General features: G+C 28.5%; 14 protein-coding genes. 1 reads left to right on the top strand and 13 read right to left on the bottom strand.

Going from position 1 to position 17,788, the window contains the following annotated elements; translation table 11 throughout:
- The first annotated feature begins 61 nt into the window (after positions 1-61).
- On the top strand, positions 62-1,987 hold the full coding sequence (locus tag Q1J60_RS11615; RefSeq protein WP_300262391.1) for an FUSC family protein: 1,926 nt from the start codon (positions 62-64) through the stop codon (positions 1,985-1,987).
- Positions 1,988-2,194: 207 nt separating this feature from the next.
- Here the strand turns inward: Q1J60_RS11615 and Q1J60_RS11610 are convergent, their stop codons facing one another.
- From Q1J60_RS11610 to Q1J60_RS11550, 13 genes are all read right to left on the bottom strand, one after another.
- Positions 2,195-5,449, bottom strand: a complete 3,255-nt coding sequence (locus Q1J60_RS11610) for an SNF2 helicase associated domain-containing protein (RefSeq protein WP_300262388.1) — start codon at positions 5,447-5,449, stop codon at positions 2,195-2,197.
- A 169-nt stretch (positions 5,450-5,618) separates the two neighbouring features.
- On the bottom strand, positions 5,619-6,620 hold the full coding sequence (locus Q1J60_RS11605) for a LacI family DNA-binding transcriptional regulator (protein WP_300262387.1): 1,002 nt from the start codon (positions 6,618-6,620) through the stop codon (positions 5,619-5,621).
- 75 nt (positions 6,621-6,695) lie between these two features.
- On the bottom strand, positions 6,696-7,601 hold the full coding sequence (gene rbsB / locus Q1J60_RS11600; protein ID WP_300262384.1) for a ribose ABC transporter substrate-binding protein RbsB: 906 nt from the start codon (positions 7,599-7,601) through the stop codon (positions 6,696-6,698).
- A gap of 21 nt (positions 7,602-7,622) precedes the next feature.
- Positions 7,623-8,558, bottom strand: a complete 936-nt coding sequence (locus tag Q1J60_RS11595) for an ABC transporter permease subunit (RefSeq protein ID WP_300262381.1) — start codon at positions 8,556-8,558, stop codon at positions 7,623-7,625.
- A 13-nt stretch (positions 8,559-8,571) separates the two neighbouring features.
- Positions 8,572-10,077 carry a sugar ABC transporter ATP-binding protein gene (locus tag Q1J60_RS11590; RefSeq protein ID WP_300262378.1) on the bottom strand — a complete coding sequence of 502 codons (1,506 nt, stop codon included), beginning with the start codon at positions 10,075-10,077 and terminating at the stop codon, positions 8,572-8,574.
- A gap of 87 nt (positions 10,078-10,164) precedes the next feature.
- Entirely contained in the window at positions 10,165-10,560 is a 396-nt protein-coding gene (gene rbsD / locus Q1J60_RS11585; protein WP_300262375.1) for a D-ribose pyranase, read from the bottom strand.
- Positions 10,561-10,562: 2 nt separating this feature from the next.
- Positions 10,563-11,495, bottom strand: a complete 933-nt coding sequence (gene rbsK, locus Q1J60_RS11580) for a ribokinase (RefSeq protein WP_300262372.1) — start codon at positions 11,493-11,495, stop codon at positions 10,563-10,565.
- Positions 11,496-11,634: 139 nt separating this feature from the next.
- Positions 11,635-12,102, bottom strand: coding sequence for a peptide deformylase (def, locus tag Q1J60_RS11575; RefSeq protein WP_300262369.1), 468 nt, complete (start codon positions 12,100-12,102; stop codon positions 11,635-11,637).
- 155 nt (positions 12,103-12,257) lie between these two features.
- The gene (locus Q1J60_RS11570; protein WP_300262366.1) at positions 12,258-13,217 is read right to left on the bottom strand and encodes an MraY family glycosyltransferase; all 960 of its coding nucleotides are present in this window, start codon (positions 13,215-13,217) and stop codon (positions 12,258-12,260) included.
- Between the two features lie 142 nt (positions 13,218-13,359).
- A complete protein-coding gene (locus Q1J60_RS11565) occupies positions 13,360-13,926 on the bottom strand; it encodes a helix-turn-helix domain-containing protein (RefSeq protein WP_300262363.1) in 567 nt (188 codons plus the stop codon).
- A 212-nt stretch (positions 13,927-14,138) separates the two neighbouring features.
- Positions 14,139-14,783: a V-type ATP synthase subunit D gene (locus Q1J60_RS11560; RefSeq protein WP_300262360.1), complete on the bottom strand. Its 645-nt coding sequence runs from the start codon at positions 14,781-14,783 to the stop codon at positions 14,139-14,141.
- 2 nt (positions 14,784-14,785) lie between these two features.
- Positions 14,786-16,168, bottom strand: coding sequence for a V-type ATP synthase subunit B (locus tag Q1J60_RS11555; protein ID WP_003449785.1), 1,383 nt, complete (start codon positions 16,166-16,168; stop codon positions 14,786-14,788).
- Positions 16,161-17,788, bottom strand: a 1,628-nt coding sequence (locus Q1J60_RS11550; protein WP_300262357.1) for a V-type ATP synthase subunit A, incomplete at its 5' end; no start/stop codon positions are given. The genes Q1J60_RS11550 and Q1J60_RS11555, both read right to left, overlap by 8 nt.

The following is a 17,788-nucleotide window of genomic DNA, read 5'->3' as shown; positions in this document are numbered from 1 at the left end:
ACATAAATTTATATATTAATTGGAATAATAGATTTATTATATATTAGTTTAGGTGATGTTTATGATTTATAAAATTATAAAAAAATACAATTTAGATGTGGATTCAATGAAACGTGAGGGAACAATTGCATTTTTAATATTTTTAGCTTCTTGGATATTCTTTGGAATTAATAATGCAATTTTAGCATATCCAATAGCATTAACTTCCTCAATTCTTTTAAAAGAAAATTTTAAAATAAATCCTTTAGAAAAGACTTTACGACTTTTATTTTTATATTGTTTTATAGTTGTTCTATCTTTTTTAGCATCAAGCAAATTTATATTAGCAATTATAATAAACTTCTTCACTATATTTTTTATAGCTTATAAGCTCTCAGTTACCTACACCCCTTTATTATACAAACCATTCTTAATGTTATATGTATTTACTTATTTTTATAAGGTAGACTTCCAAGGCTTACCCAAAAGATTATTATCCATATTCTTTGGCTTTAGTTTAACACTAATCTTTCATTTATTTATAAATAAGCTAAGTTATAAATCCTTAATAAAAAATAGTATAGATAAATCTCTATTTTTATTAGAAAGCCAAGTAAATAACCTTATTTTTAAAAGTTATAATTTAGAATTACAGCAATCTATCTCTAAAGAGCTTACTACTATTTGTTATAACATTTATACTACCAGAAAGAGAAAATTTTTAACTAATAATTTAGGTAGTATTCAATTTAAAATATATATAATATTAGAAAACTTAAACTTAGATTTATATAATCTAAATAATCTCTACTCAAAATTTAATTATAACAGCGACCTAATTAAATCATTTTTAAAAGAATTAAAAAAATCTATAAATATTTTAAGATTATATTTAGATGATGAAATTTCTTATTATGAAATAGATAAGCAACTATATAGATTAAATAGATTTCATGAAGATTTACCTAATCAATTCACCTTTTTTCATGACTTATCAATTTCAGTAACAAATCTTTATTTATATTTTACTGATATGACTACTCTTGAAGAAGGTGAAGAATATAAAAGCTACGATTTATGGAAAAATACAGATAGAAATCAATTTAAATTTAGAGATTCCCTACATTTTGGTACAATAAAACTTAATTTTGCCCTAAGAATTTCTTTAACTTTAAGCCTTGTGTTACTTCTTAGCCACCTATTTGATTTTACTAAAATGAGTTGGCTTGGAATAACTATAATGTCAATAATGCAACCTTATTATGAAGATACCTTAAATAAAAGTAAAGATAGGTTAAAGGGAAATCTTTTAGCTATTTTACTTGTAATTATTATTTTAAACTTATTTGAAAGCCAAATTATTAACATTATTATATTAATTTGTAGCTTATATCTAACCTATGGATTTAAAAGCTATTATAAACTATCTCTCTTTACTGCCATATCTGCTATTTGCATGGCATCTCTTAGCTATGGAGTTAATACCTTAGCTATTTTTAGAGTTTTTTATCTAGTTTTGGGAATATTAATAACTTTCTTAGTTAATAAATTTTTATTTCCTTATAACTTAGATCAAGGACTAAAGGAATTAAGCCTTAAATTAATAAAATATGTAACTATATTAGCAGAAGATCTAATAGAAAATCCTTTAAAAAATGAAGAGGAAATAATAAATTTGACTATCCACATAAAGCTTATGTGTAACAAGCTTACACTTAGAAATATTCAGAAAAATAATAAGGATATAAGTAGATTAATATGCTTAACTGAAAATCTTACTGCTTCTTTAAGCTATTATACTCTTTTAAAGAAAGATTTAGGATTAGTATGTGGAATAAACAAAGATGAATTAATTAATCTCCAAAGCAAATTACAATATTCCCTTAAAGAAAAAGCTCCATTAATAGATATAATAAACCTATTAGACTCAACAGTTGATTCTCTTATTAATTGTCCTTGCTCTAGAAAAATAATTTATAATCCTACCTCTAATGGGTTAATATATTAATTATCTCTTAAGCAATCCTCTCATTCTAAGAATATCTAGAATTAAACTTATAATTATATAAACAAAACTTCTTTATATAATTATAAGAGCTTATATCAACTTAATAAAACTTACAATCTAAAAAAACATAAAAACATTTTATAGTAATTGTAAGTTTTATTTATAATCTATTTTGATACAAACTCTTATTTTACATCAATAATTTTATTACCCTAAATAATCTACTTTGAATAAATCAATTAATTCTTCTTCACTTAAGGTATTAAATGTACTTCCTACGCCTAATTCTCCCTCTTCAATAATCTTAGAAATCAATTCCTTCTTCTCCTCTTGAAGAGCTACTACCTTTTCTTCAATAGTTCCTTTAGCTATTAATTTTATAACCTCTACTACATTTTTTTGTCCCATTCTATGTGCCCTATCCGTTGCCTGATTTTCTACTGCTGGATTCCACCAAGGATCAAAATGAATTACAATATCCGCAGAAGTTAAATTAAGTCCTGTTCCTCCAGCTTTTAAACTTATTAAAAATACTGAATTTTCCCCTTGATTAAATTCATTCACCATTTTTATTCTTTTCTTAGATGAAACACTTCCATCTAAATAGCTAAAGGAAATTTTTTCTTTATTAAGTCTAATACTTATATTTTTTAATACTGAAGTAAACTGTGAAAATACAAGAATTTTGTGACCTTCTTCTATTCCTTTATTTAATATTTCAACTAAAGCTTCTATTTTAGCACTTTCCCCCATATAATCATTTATTGTTACAGAAGGATCTAAGGCTAATTGTCTAAGTTTAGTTATATGAGATAATATCTCTATTTTACTCTTGTTAAACTCATCTGAATCCTGCTTCTTTTCAATAATTGCTAGAGCATTATTAGCATATATTGAATACACCTTTTTCTGATCTTCTCCTAAATCAACTAAATGCATCTTTTCAATTTTATCAGGTAATTCCCTTATAACATCCCTCTTCTTTCTTCTTAATATGAAAGGTTTTATAAGAGTATGTATTTCCCTTAATACTTCTTCACCTTCATTTAATTTTTTATAATATCTAACAGTAAATCTTTTTCTATCATAAAGATATCCTGGCATTATAAAATCAAAAATTGACCAAAGTTCCATAAGAGAATTTTCCATAGGAGTACCAGTTAAAGCAAATTTATATTCTGAATTAATTTCTTTAACAGCTTCAGAATTTTGAGAATCTGGATTCTTAATAGCTTGAGCTTCATCAATAAAGCAATAATCAAAGTTTATTTTCTTATATTCCTCTAAATCTCTTTTTAATAAGTTATAGGTAGTTATAATTACATCCTTATTGATTATATCAGCTAAAGCTTCTTCCCTCTTATCCTTTCCTTCATTTAACACCTCTACAACTAAATTAGGTGCAAATTTATTAAATTCTTCTTTCCAGTTATATATTAAGGAAGTTGGTGCTACTATTAAGTTCTTCTTTCCCTTATTAGAAAGAATAAAGGTAATTGCCTGAAGAGTTTTTCCAAGTCCCATTTCATCTCCAAGAATTCCTCCTAACCCTAAATGTTCCAAAGTTTTAAGCCAATTATATCCAAACTTTTGATATTCTCTAAGCTCTGCCTTAAGATCCTTAGGAATTTCAAAGGAAAGTTTATTTATATTCTTAAATTTATTTTTTAATTCACTTAATTTCTTTTTACCATTAATGTATCTAATACCATGTTCTTCTATGTAATTAGCTATATATAATGCTCTACTATTATTTAGTTCTAAACTATTATTCTCTAAATCTCCATTATCCAATAAATCTAATAACTTTAAAAATTGCTTTAATTCTAATTCTTCTAAATCAAGAAACTCTCCACTTTTAAGTTTAAAAAACTTTAAGTTCTCCCTAAAAGCTCTAAGTATTTCTCTTGTTTCTTCACTAGGTATGTCTCCTATTTTAAAGTCAAACTCAAAGTAATTATATCTTCCAGGCTTAATATCTCCTTTTATTCCCTTGCTTCCTAAACTTTTTATACCTTTAAAATTCTCTGAATAGTAAACTTCTCCATACTCTTGCAATTTACATACATCATATTTAAAAAAGCTAAATATATATTCATCTCCTAAATAAAAATAAAACTTTTTATTTATCTCTTCAATGCTAAATCTCTCAATTAAAGCAATAACCTCTTTTTCTTTTTTTATATCTCTATATATTATTTTTTCCTTACAATCATCAAATACATTAAATTCATAAGAACCATATTTTACTTTTAAGGTTAAAGTTACTTCTTTACCCTCTTTATCAAAGTAAAAATTAAATTTCACAGGCTCTAAAACTATCTTGCTCATTATATTTTTAGAAAGTACTACATTCTCAGTTAAATCTCTTAAAGAAGGTATTAGCTTTCTAAACACTCTTTCTTCTTCACATTTATCAATCTTTATAACTTTTAAGTCTGAAAATACATCTAAATAACTCTTTATTTTATAACAAAAATCTTTTTTAGGAATATATATATTAGTTCCATATAAAAATACATCAGCTCTATCTCCTAAGACCTTAGGCATTCCATTTAAAGAGCTAAGTTCAAAATTATTTTTTGAATCTTTTAAAGAAAAATCTATTGGAACATCTTCAAAAAGCACTTCACCTTCTACTGCTCTATAAAAAAATCCTTCATTCAAATAAATTCTATGATTTTTTATTATGCTAAAAAAATCTCTTACTAAATAATTAGGTATCCTAATACTTTTGCCACCTATAAATGTATCTCTATTTCTTAAAAAGCTTTTTATTGGCTTTTCGATTTCTTTTAAGTTTTCTATAAACTCTATTAACTCCTTATCTTTAGTACTTAACTTTTGTTCCCTTATATCAAAAGTAAAAGCCTTACTATATTTAATAGGTATTCTGTTATAGTAAGCAACTAAAAATTGCTCAATATCCTTTAATACGTAAAGTTTATTTGAACTCATAGACTTAGTTCCTATTTTAAACTCTGCTAATATACTATTGCTCCACTCATTTTTATTTATATAAACATCTATTTTTAACTCTTCTTTATCTGTTTCCTCTTTAAGAATTAAGTCTAAAATTTTACTTTCTTTGTTTTTAGAAAATAATTTTTTATTTCCGCCAAATTCTTTTTTCTTAGATAAATCCCCTAAAGCTTTATAAAAAGTTGCTACTAAATGCTTGCAACAGTAATTTTCCTTGCTAAATTCGTGCTTTTCATAATCTTTACATGTACAATAAGTTGATAAAATTCCCTTTGTCTTAATATCTATCTCTAATTTAGTACTATATTTACTAAATAATCCTTCTGAAATTACTATTCCATTAACAGCCACTAAGTCTTCTTCATCTTCTATTTCTATGGACTCCACAAAATCATTATTGATTATTCTTTGAGCCTTAACATAATTTCTTCCTGTAGTTTCTTCTTTAAACCTTTGTAATAATAAATCTTCAACTAACATATTTACTCCTCTATTTACATGCTTCATATCTTACAATTATAACATAAATTTATTTTCTCTAAAAAATTATGTTAATTTCACTTTTTATACAATTGATTTTTAAGTAAAAAAAGAAACTAAAAATGAGGTTGTATCAAAATAATTTTTAACACAACCCCATTTTAGTATTTTATTTTACTGTTCCCCTCTCAACTAAAGAAGGCTCTAAATTTATTATTTTACTTTTTAAAGATTTATTATTTATTAAATCTATAAGAAGTTTACAAGAAGATTCTCCAATTTTATATATTGGTTGAGCTATAGTGGTTAATTCTGGCTCCATATAAGAACATATGTTGATATTATCATAACCTAGTATGCTTATATCTTCAGGTATTTTATATCCGTTTCTTATTAAATATTTCATACCACCAATTGCCATAACATCACTACTATAAAAAATTGCATCTACCTTTTTATTATTTTTAATTATCCTCTCTGTTGCATTTATTCCACCTTCCATAGAGAAATCTGATTCTTCTATTATGGCTTCACTAGATATTCCCAATCTCTTTACTGTATTTTTGAAACCTTCTAGTCTTAAATTAGCTATTTCTAAATTAGCCTTTCCTGTAACAAAAGCAATATTTTTATTACCTTTATTCACTAAATAATTTACTCCCAATTCAATACCTTTCTTATTATCACAAAATACACCATTAGCATTTTTTTCATCTGAAACCATTCTATCTATCATGACAAATGGAATCTTATTATTTTTTAGAATTTTAATCCACTCTTTACCATCACCACAAGCTGCTATTATAACACCATCTACTAATTTACTAATTAAAAGTTTTAAGTATTTTTCTTCTTTCTTTTTTTCATTGAGAGTGTTGCACAAAATAATACTATAACCATGCTTTTCACTTTCAATTTCTATAGCCTTTGCCATTTCTGAGAAAAAAGGATTTTGAATATCTGGTATTATCATGCCTAAAGTATAGCTCTTTTTAGTACTTAGGCTTCTAGCTAATGAATTTGGTATATAATTCATATCTTTTGCAGCTTTAAATATTTTTTCTCTAGTCTCTTTTGAAACATTTATTTCTTTATTATTTAAAACCATAGATACAGTAGTCTTTGATACATTTACTGCTTTAGCTATGTCTAGTAATGTAGTCTTTCCCATTTTACGCAACACCTCTTGTCTGCTTCGTTTTATAACAACAGTAATTATACCATATTATACCTACCTATATCCTAATTATTTAGTATACACCTTAAGATCTGCTGCTATTTTATCTTTAACACTTTCACCGTTATATATCTTATTAGCTAATTCTACACCTAATGCTCCAATCAAATCTGGTTGTTGAGCTATTGTGGCTGACATTTCATCAATATCTATAGAATCTTTAGCATCATCATTTCCATCAAATCCTATAACTAATGCATTTATTCCACTAGCCTTAATTGCTTTAACTGCTCCTAAAGCCATTTCATCATTGTGAGCAAACACAACTTGTATATTAGGATTAGCTTGAATTATATTTTCCATAACTTGAAGACCTTTTTGTCTATCAAAATCAGCAGCTTGTATTGAAACAAAGTTAAATTTATTATTTTTATCCATTATATTATGGAATCCTTCTCCTCTATCTCTAGTAGCTGATGCTCCTGGAATACCTTGTATCTCAACTACATTTATTGGTCCTTTTTCATCTTTAAATTTATCTAATACATACTCAGCAGCCATTTCTCCACCTTTTATATTATCTGAAGCTATATGACATGTTATTTTTCCACCATTAGCTTGTCTATCTAATGTTATAACTGGAATATTACTTTCATTAGCTACCTCAACAGTCTTAACTACAGCATCACTATCCGTTGGGTTTATAAGTAAAGCAATAACTCCTAATTGTACTAAATCCTCTACATTTGCTCTTTCCTTAGCTGGATCATTTTGAGAATCTAATACCACTAAATCATATCCTAATTTTTCTGCCTCTTTTTCTGCTCCATCTTTCATATTTACAAAGAATGGATTATTAAGTGTTGATAAAACCATACCTATTTTAGGTTTATTGTTCTTTGTACATCCCATAAATGAAGTCATAAGCATCATGAGCATTAATCCAACTGAAAATATTTTTTTATTTATATGCATAAAACTCACCTCTTAAGCATCTTAATTTTTTCTGCTCTTTTTATCTAAAAGTACTGCTATTAATATAACTAAACCTTTTACTATTGATTGATAGAATGGTGATACATTCATAAGGTTTAATCCATTATTAAGTACACCTATAATAAGAGCACCTATTAAAGTACCTGTGATTGTTCCCTCTCCTCCTGCTAAAGAAGTTCCTCCTATTACTACAGCTGCGATAGCATCTAATTCAAATCCTGTTCCTGCATTAGGTGAAGCAGATCCTATTCTACTTGTTATTATTACACCTGCAATAGCTGAAGCAAAACCTGATACCACATAAACTAAAGTTTTTATCTTATCTGTATTTATTCCTGATAATCTTGAAGCATCTTCATTTCCACCTAAAGAATATAAATATCTTCCAAATCTTGTTTGTGATAAAACATATATTGCTATAATTGCTATTATTACTGTTATTATAACTGGTATTGGCATGAATCCAAGCTTACCATTTCCTATTTTAACAAAAGATTCAGGCAATTTTGATATTGGAGTACCATCTGTAAATACTAAAGTAGCCCCTCTAAATATTGTCATTGTAGCTAAAGTAACTATAAATGCTTGTAATTTTCCCTTTGATACTAATAAACCATTTATCAATCCAACTACTATACCAATAGCAGCAGCCACTATAATAGCTAAGAATACGTTTCCAGTTGATTTAACAATAGAAGCTCCTACAGCACCACTAATAGCTAAAGTAGATCCAACTGATAAGTCTATTCCACCAGTTAAAATTACAAAAGTCATACCTATTGCTATTATTGCATTAACTGAAACTTGTGTAAATACATTAGTTATATTAGATACACTTAAAAAACTTGGAGTAACTATAGTAATAACTATACATAATAATACTAGTCCTATAAGAGATTTATATTTAGATATATTTGCTTTAACATTTGCTTTCATTATGTAATCCTCCTTAATTGTTTATTCCAACTGCTAATTTCATTATACTTTCTTGGTTTGCTTCGTCTCTATTTAATTCTCCAGAGATTCTACCTTCACTCATAACTATAATTCTATCACTAATTCCTAAGACTTCAGGTAAGTCTGAAGAAATCATTATTATAGCTTTTCCACTAGCTTTAAGTTCATTTAAAAGCTCATAAATTTCTTTCTTTGCTCCTACGTCTATTCCCCTAGTCGGCTCATCAATTATTAATACTTCTGGAGATAACATAAGCCATTTAGCAAGTATAACCTTCTGTTGATTACCTCCACTTAAATTCTTAATAAGCTGCTCCTTATTTGGAGTTTTTATATTTATCTTCTTAATATAATAATCTATATCTTTTGTTTCTTCTTTCTTATTAATAGCTTTAAACTTATTCTCATATTTATTTAAATTACATAAGGTCATATTTTCCCCAACAGACATTCCTAAAATACATCCTTCTTTTTTTCTATCTTCTGAAAGATAACATATACCATTATTTATTGCATCACTTATACAATTTATATTAATAGTACTTCCATTTAAAGAAATTTCACCACTTGTCCTTTTATATTCTCCAAATATTGTTTTTGCAAGCTCTGTTCTTCCTGATCCCATAAGACCTGCAATTCCTAATATTTCTCCCTTTCTAAGAGTAAATGAAGCTCCTTTAACTCCTTCCTTACAGCTAAGATTTTTAACTTCTAAAGCTAAATCACCTTTTTTAACATCTCTGTATGGAAATTGATCCTCTATTGTTCTTCCAACCATCATTGCTATAAGCTTATCATTATCTATGTCTTTTATTTGCGCATTTCCTGCATATCTACCATCTCTTAACACTTCTACTCTATGGCATATTTTAAATATTTCTTCCATTCTATGTGATATGTATATTATTGCTATTCCTTTTTTTCTTAAATTTTCTATTACTTTAAAAAGGTTTTCAGTCTCTACGTCAGTTAAGGCTGTAGTAGGCTCGTCCATAATAATTATTCTAGCATTCTTAGTTAAGGCTTTTGCTATTTCTATCATTTGCTTTTCACCTACATTAAGAGTACTAACTAGTCTATTTGGATCTATATCACAACCTATTTGTTCTAAGAACATTTTACTTCTTTCATCTAATAACTTTTTATTTATTCTTCCTGTAAACCTATTATGTTTTTCATTACCTAAAAATATATTTTCTGAAACAGTTAAGTTATTTAAAACACTAAGCTCTTGATGAATTATTGTTATACCAGCTTCTTCTGCTGATTTGATCCCCTTTACTTCTACTTCTCTTCCTTCAATAAATATTTTACCTTCATCTTTTTTATATACTCCACTTAGTATTTTCATTAAAGTTGATTTTCCTGCTCCATTTTCTCCCATCAAAGCAGTAACTTCTCCACCATAAGCCATTAAGCTAACATTATCTAAAGCTTTAACCCCTGGAAATGATTTTGATACACCTACCATTTTTAGCATTGGTGTTCTTTCACTCATTTACTACACCTCCCAAAATAATTACTATTTCATAAAGAACATTCTACTCAATAAATAATAAGTAGAATATTCATTTTTACACTTTTTTTAAAAAACAACTCCTGATTTTAAGATTATATTTGCATATGGAGTTTGTTCTCCAGTTCTAACAACAGCCTTACAACCTTTTAACTCTTTCTTTAATTCCTCATGTGATATAAAAGTTATTTTAGTATCTTTTATAACATCTTTTATTTCTTTAAATAATTCAGGACTTATTTCTTCTGTTTCCTTGGCAATCACTACTTCTTCTACCTGTAATTCCTCTAGAATAGCTTTTAAAGTTTCTACAAATCCTGGTACACCTTTTATTAAGGCTAAATCTATTCTTTCAGTTTCATTTGGTATAGGCAATCCACAATCCCCTATAGCTAACATATCAGTATGTCCCATCTTTGATATCACTGAACTTATGTTACTATTTAACAAACTTGTTTTTCTCATAATTACTCTTCTCCCTTATAAACTTCTAAAACTTCCTCTAAAAATGGTATTGATGGTTGAGCTCCTTTTCTTTGTACTGCTATTGATGATACTTTATTCCCAAATCTTATTGAGTTAATTAAAGTCTCTCTTCCTAAATTTTTAGTATCTAACTTTGAACTTAACCCTCCAATGAAGCTATCTCCAGCTGCTGTAGTATCTATTGCATTAACTCTATAAGCCGGAACTATTTCACAAAAATCTTTTCCTATTAAGGCTGCTCCATTTTCACCAAGAGTAATAATTACAAACTTAACTCCTTTGCTTAAGAATATCTTTGAAGCTTTCTTAGCATCTTCTATATCTTTTATTTCAATTCCAGTTAAAAGTTCTGCTTCTGTCTCATTTGGAATTATTATATCTGTATATTTTAATAATTCTTCTTTTATTTTTTTAGCTGGTGCTGGATTTAATATTGTAACTTTTCCATTCTCTTTAGCTATTTTAAATGCTTCTATTGTAATATCCTCTGGTGTTTCAAATTGTGAAATTATAATATCTGATTCTTTTATTACATCTTCAGCACTATGTATTTCCTCTTTTGTTAATGTCATATTTGAACCTGCATTAACAATTATTGAATTATTTCCATTATCATTAACCATTATTAAAGCCATTCCTGTTGGCTCTATTCTATCTTCAAAAACATATTTAACATCTATATTATCTTCCACTAATTTATTTTTTAACTCTCTTCCATTTTCATCTTTTCCTATTTTAGAAATCATGAAAACTTCTGCACCACTTCTTTTAGCTGCAACAGCTTGATTAGCTCCTTTTCCACCAGCTATTTTCTGAAATGATTTTGAAAGTATAGTTTCTCCTACTTTAGGCATATCTTTAACTTTTAAAACTAAATCCATATTCATACTTCCAAGTACACATATCTTATTCATTAATATCCCTCCTTAGTTAATCGCTTCACTAAACCGATTAACTATATAATAATACTTTTGTAAACGATAATCAAGAGGTTTTTTAAAAAAATAAAAAAAGAGTATAGACTTTAAATTCTATACTCTTAAATTAGATTATTTACTTTTCTACTAATTCGTATATTTCTTTAGCTCTATCAACATACATAATACCTTCTAAATGATCTATCTCATGCAAGAAACATCTTGCTAAAAGATCTTGAGCTTCATAAACTTTTAATTCACCCTTTTCATTTAAAGCTTTTATTCTTACAGCTCTTGGTCTTTCAACTAATCCTTCATGCATTACATAACTTAAACATCCTTCATAGTCTTCATAAGTTTCCTTTGAAACTCCTGTTACCTCTGGATTTATAAGAACATATTCATTCTCTCCATCACCAAAATTTATATAAACAACTCTTTTATTAACTGCTATCTGAGGAGCAGCTAATCCTATTCCTTCCACAGTTGCTAATGTATCTTTTAAATCTTGTATCAATCCTTTAACTTCATTAACATCTTTAACTGGTTCTGAAACTTTTTTTAAAGCTTCATGTCCTATTTGAACTATTTTCTTAACAGCCATTTAACTTCTCCTTTCAAAATTCCTATAAATATATTAAAACATAAAAATATAAATTTTTCACTAATAAATTATATATTATATTCTCTATAAAATATTATTGACTGTCTTTAAAGCATCTAAGTTAAAACTTATTATACTTTAAAGACAGTCAATACTTATAATATTATCATAATTATTAATAATGATACTAAACTTAAACATCCACTTAGTATACATATATATGATACAATTTGCTTTACAGACATTCCTCTTTCTTGTAGCCTATAATGTATTTGACTTCTATCTGCTTCATAAACAGGCTTTCCAGATTGGAATCTTCTAAAAATTACAAATATATTATCAAAAATAGGAACTCCTAAGGCTAATACTGGTACTAATATAGATAATGCTGTTGCTTGTTTAAAAGCACCTTCTAGGGCTATAATAGCTAAAATAAACCCTAAGAAATTAGCACCTGAATCACCCATAAATACTCGTGCTGGATGTCTATTGTATCTTAAAAAGGCTAATATTGATCCTACTAGAGTTATTGACATATATGCAGAGTTAAATTGTCCTTTTGCAAGAGCAACAACAAACATAGTCATAGCAGATATTATAGAAATACTTCCTGCTAATCCATCCATTCCATCAGACCAGTTTATTACTGTAGTAACTCCAAAAATCCATGTTATTGTAAGTATATATTGAATCCATCCTGAAAATTGAATAAATTCTCCAGTAAACGGATTAGTTACACCTCTAAAAATAATCCCAGCTTTAAAAACTATAGTTGCAGCTAAAATTTGAATTATAACTCTTGGATATATTGGAAACTCTTTTCCCTTTCCTTTATAATAGTCATCAATTACTCCTATTATTATTACCAAAGTAGATGCTATAAATATAATAAAAGTTTGTGATAATTTCCTTGTAGAATCTATTCCCAAAAGGTATGTTGCAAAAAATCCTATATACATAACAACTCCACCTATTAGAGGTGTTAATTTATCATGCTTTTTTCTTCTTGTTGGCTTGTCAACAAAACCCTTTTCATTTGCAAATTCAATAAACTTTGGCATTAATAGATATACTATGACAAAAGGAATAAGCATTACAATTAAATACTTAATCATATTTTCTCCCTCTGTATTAAAAACATTTTTCTTACATATATTATTCTAGTAGATTAATAAGTCATATTAATGACATTTTAATTAAAATTATTTTATTACTTATTATATCACTAATCCAAAAAATTAGTCATAGATTTAAGAATTACTCTGCTTCATATTTTAAACAAACTGAAAATACATGACATGGCATTTTTCCTTGTTCTTTTTTTTCGTATTTCTTAATCAATTCTCTCATTTTTTTGTTTATTTCTTTAAACTCTTCTTCATTCAAATATATGTTTTTATAATTAAAACCAATAGAATCTTCTGCATTACCAGTATCTACTTTCTCAGATATTTTTTTAATAGTTTGTTCCTTTGAACTATCATAATATTCACTTAAAATATTTAATATTTGAGATTTATATACTTGTTTAACTTCATTTTTAATTTGATTTCCCTCTATATTAAAGCTTTCTGCAGTCAGGTAATAATATTTTGCTATTATTCCCTTTATTTCTTTTGTTTTTACAAGTTCTACTATTCCTGCTTTTTCTAATTTTTTAATGTGGTAATGAACTTTTGCTGGTACTTCCCCAAAAAAATCAGCAATTTCTTTTACCGTAGCAGATTCTTGATTATTTCTAAGATAAGTTATTATTTTCAGTCTATAAGGATCTGAATATGCTTTTATTTGTTCTAAAGTAGTTAAATTCATAACACTGTTCATTTTAAGCCCCCCCTAATATTAAGCATAATATTTACTCATTATACCATATTTTAATAATATTTTACATATATAAATATTATTAAAATATTTATTACATTAAAATATCTATTTTTCTTAATAAAATTATACATTTTATCTTGAAAATAGTAAAGAAAAAAGGCAAATCTTGATGTTTTTTTAACATAAGATTGCCTTTTATTAATCTAAATATATTATCCTCTTTGTTCTATCATAGACTTAACTTTCATAAGTCTTGTTAAAGCACTTCTCTCATTTTCATCAAGCTTCATTCTGATGTATCTTATAGTTTCTTTTAACTGAGGAATTGTCATATATTCAAGAGCATTAACTCTTCTTCTTGTCTTCTCAATTTCGTCTGCCATAAGCTGACCAGATTTCTCAACTTCTGCAAGTTCTAATAACTTTGGTAAAATTCCATATAATTTAGAAATTGCATCATCAAGTTCAGCTGAAGTATTCATAAATCCATAAGGATAAATACTACCTTCATCACCTTCTAATTTTCTTTTGAAGTTCATTATAGGCACATTTACACTCATTATATTTTTATTTCCCACTTCAACCTCAATTTCTTCTTTAGGGTATGCTATAGCTTCCTCTAGGAACTCTGAACTCATAACAGCTCTAGCCATAACGAAGTCTTTTAAGGAACTTCCTAGTTCCTTTTCAACTTCATCTCTTAATTGATTATTATATTTGATAAGATTTATGAATTGTCTCATTAACTCATCTTGCTTATCTTTTAATAATTTATGTCCTCTTGTTGCTGTTACTAATCTTTTCTTTAGCTTTGAGAGTTCCATTCTAGTAGGATTGACATTTAATCTTTGTGCCATTCTTACTCATCCTCTCCAACAGGCATATACTTTTCAAGATATTCATCTCTAATTCTCTTAAGCTCTGTTCTAGGTAAGATCTTAAGTAATTTCCATCCAAGATTTAGAGTTTCCTCTATTGTTCTGTTAGTTGTGAAACCTTGTGAAACATATTCATTTTCAAAAGCTTCAGCAAATTTAGCGTATGCTTTATCTACATCTGATAATGCTGATTCTCCTAAGATAGCAGCAAGTTCTTTTGCTTGCTTACCTTGAGCATATGCTGAGAATAACTGGTTCATTGTATCAGCATGATCTTCTCTAGTTTTTCCTTTACCAATACCCTTATCTTTAAGTCTTGATAATGATGGTAAAACATCTATTGGAGGCATTATTCCTTTTTTATAAAGTTCTCTTGAAAGGATTATTTGTCCCTCAGTGATGTATCCAGTTAAGTCTGGAATTGGGTGAGTCTTATCATCTTCAGGCATTGTTAATATTGGAATTTGAGTTATTGATCCTTCTTTTCCAACTAATCTTCCTGCTCTTTCATATAATGTTGAAAGGTCAGTATATAAGTATCCTGGATATCCTCTTCTTCCTGGAACCTCTTTTCTAGCTGCAGAAACTTCTCTTAAAGCTTCACAGTAATTTGTTATATCTGTCATTATAACAAGAACGTGCATTCCTTTTTCATATGCTAAGTACTCAGCAGTAGTTAATGCCATTCTTGGAGTAGCTATTCTCTCAATAGCTGGGTCTGATGCTAAGTTCATAAATAGAACTGATCTATCTATAGCTCCAGTTTTTGTAAACTCATCTACGAAGAATTCAGCTTCTTCGAAAGTTATACCTATAGCAGCAAATACAACTGCGAACTTAGAATCTGAGTTTAAAACTTTTGCTTGTCTTGCAATTTGAGCAGCTAATTCTTTGTGTGGAAGACCTGATCCTGAGAAAACAGGAAGTTTTTGTCCTCTAACTAGAGTATTAAGTCCATCTATTGCAGAAATACCAGTTTGAATAAATTCTGATGGGTAGTTTCTAGCAACTGGGTTTATAGCTTCTCCATTTATATCTAATCTCTTCTCTGGTATTATGTTTGGACCATTATCTTTTGGTCTTCCCATACCATCGAATACTCTTCCTAACATATCTTCTGAAACACCAATTTCAAGCGGTCTTCCTAAGAATCTTACTTTTGTATTTTTAAGGTTGATTCCTGCTGAACCTTCGAAAAGCTGAACCATAGCTTTATCTCCGTTAACCTCAAGAACTTTACCTCTTCTTAGCTCACCAGTTTGCATTTCTATTTCAACTAGTTCATCGTATTTAACACCTTCCACGCCTTCAACAGCCATTAAGGGTCCTACAACTTCTGTAACTGTTCTGTACTCTTTAAGCATTTAGAACACCTCCCTCGCTGATTAACTTATTCATCTCTGATTTTAATTCAACTAAAATGTCATCCATCTTACTTATTTCTTCCTCTGAAATATATTTACTTCTTGCAATTCTATCTCTAACTGGAAGTTTTAATATTTTATCTAAATAAACGCCAGCTTCTAAAGCTTTTTCAGCCTCATGTCTAAAACTTAATATTAAGTTTAACATTTTATATTGTTTATTTAATGAAGTATATGTGTCATTCTCATGGAATGCATTTTGTTGTAAATAGTCTTCTCTTATTGATTTCGCAACTTCAAGTTTTAATCTATCACCTTCTGAAAGTGCATCCATACCAACAAGTCTTACTATTTCCTCTAAGTTTGCTTCTTCTTGAAGAAGTGCCATAGCTTCTGTTCTTAATGTTGACCAATCGTCTGCTACATGAGCATCCATCCATTCACCCATTTTTTCTAAGTATAATGAGTATGATGTTAACCAGTTAATTGATGGGAAATGTCTCTTATATGCTAATTGAGCATCTAGTCCCCAGAAAACTTTAACTATTCTTAAAGTTGATTGTGTAACTGGCTCAGATATATCTCCTCCTGGAGGTGATACTGCTCCAATTGCTGTAACAGCTCCTTCTCTTCCATCTTTACCTAAAGCTACAACCTTACCAGCTCTCTCATAATAATCAGCAAGTCTTGATCCTAAGTATGCTGGATAACCTTCGTCTCCAGGCATTTCTTCAAGTCTTCCTGACATTTCTCTTAAAGCCTCTGCCCAACGTGAAGTTGAGTCAGCCATGATTGACACTGAGTATCCCATATCTCTGAAATACTCTGCTATTGTTATACCAGTATATATTGATGCTTCTCTGGCAGCAACTGGCATGTTAGATGTATTTGCTATAAGAACTGTTCTCTTCATTAAGCTTTCCCCAGTTTTAGGGTCTTTAAGTTCTGGGAATTCATTAAGAACATCTGTCATCTCGTTACCACGTTCTCCACATCCAACGTAAACAACTATCTCAGTATCTCCCCATTTAGCAACTTGGTGCTGAACTACTGTTTTACCTGCTCCGAAAGGTCCTGGAACAGCAGCAGCTCCACCTTTAGCTACTGGGAAGAAAGTATCTATAACTCTTTGTCCTGTAGTCATTGGTTCAACTGGATTTAATTTTCTTGCATATGGTCTACCTTTTCTTACAGGCCATTTTTGCATTAATGTTAAATCCTTATCACCTTTTTCAGTTTCTACTACAGCGATAACCTCTTCTACATTAAAATCTCCAGCTTTTATTTCTTTTATTGTACCTTCAACTCCGAAAGGAACCATTATTCTATGAAGAACAACAGCAGTCTCTTGAACTGTTCCTATTACATCTCCAGCTGAAACCTTATCTCCAACCTTAGCAGTTGGTACGAAAGGCCATTTTTTCTCTCTATTTAAAGATTTAACTTCTACCCCTTTACTTAAGAAAGCAGAATTAGCTGCTTTCATGAAAGCGTCTAGAGGTCTTTGTATTCCATCGAACATTGACTCTATAAGTCCTGGTCCTAATTCTACTGAAAGTGGTTCACCAGTAGTTATAACTGGGTCCCCAGGTCCAATACCTGATGTTTCTTCATATACCT

The organism is Clostridium sp. (assembly GCF_029258205.1).
Classification (GTDB): domain Bacteria; phylum Bacillota; class Clostridia; order Clostridiales; family Clostridiaceae; genus Sarcina.
The sequence above is the reverse complement of the archived record's forward strand: the minus strand, read 5'-3'. Positions and strand labels throughout refer to the sequence as shown.

Bases quoted from the DNA above. Each gene is read 5' to 3' on its own strand.
- Q1J60_RS11595 (WP_300262381.1), bottom strand. From the start codon at position 8,558: ATGAAAGCAAATGTTAAAGCAAATATATCTAAATATAAATCTCTTATA.
- Q1J60_RS11560 (WP_300262360.1), bottom strand. From the start codon at position 14,783: ATGGCACAAAGATTAAATGTCAATCCTACTAGAATGGAACTCTCAAAG.
- Q1J60_RS11570 (WP_300262366.1), bottom strand. From the start codon at position 13,217: ATGATTAAGTATTTAATTGTAATGCTTATTCCTTTTGTCATAGTATAT.
- def (WP_300262369.1), bottom strand. From the start codon at position 12,102: ATGGCTGTTAAGAAAATAGTTCAAATAGGACATGAAGCTTTAAAAAAA.
- rbsK (WP_300262372.1), bottom strand. From the start codon at position 11,495: ATGAATAAGATATGTGTACTTGGAAGTATGAATATGGATTTAGTTTTA.
- Q1J60_RS11605 (WP_300262387.1), bottom strand. From the start codon at position 6,620: ATGGGAAAGACTACATTACTAGACATAGCTAAAGCAGTAAATGTATCA.
- Q1J60_RS11615 (WP_300262391.1), top strand. From the start codon at position 62: ATGATTTATAAAATTATAAAAAAATACAATTTAGATGTGGATTCAATG.
- Q1J60_RS11555 (WP_003449785.1), bottom strand. From the start codon at position 16,168: ATGCTTAAAGAGTACAGAACAGTTACAGAAGTTGTAGGACCCTTAATG.
- rbsD (WP_300262375.1), bottom strand. From the start codon at position 10,560: ATGAGAAAAACAAGTTTGTTAAATAGTAACATAAGTTCAGTGATATCA.
- Q1J60_RS11565 (WP_300262363.1), bottom strand. From the start codon at position 13,926: ATGAACAGTGTTATGAATTTAACTACTTTAGAACAAATAAAAGCATAT.
- rbsB (WP_300262384.1), bottom strand. From the start codon at position 7,601: ATGCATATAAATAAAAAAATATTTTCAGTTGGATTAATGCTCATGATG.
- Q1J60_RS11610 (WP_300262388.1), bottom strand. From the start codon at position 5,449: ATGTTAGTTGAAGATTTATTATTACAAAGGTTTAAAGAAGAAACTACA.
- Q1J60_RS11590 (WP_300262378.1), bottom strand. From the start codon at position 10,077: ATGAGTGAAAGAACACCAATGCTAAAAATGGTAGGTGTATCAAAATCA.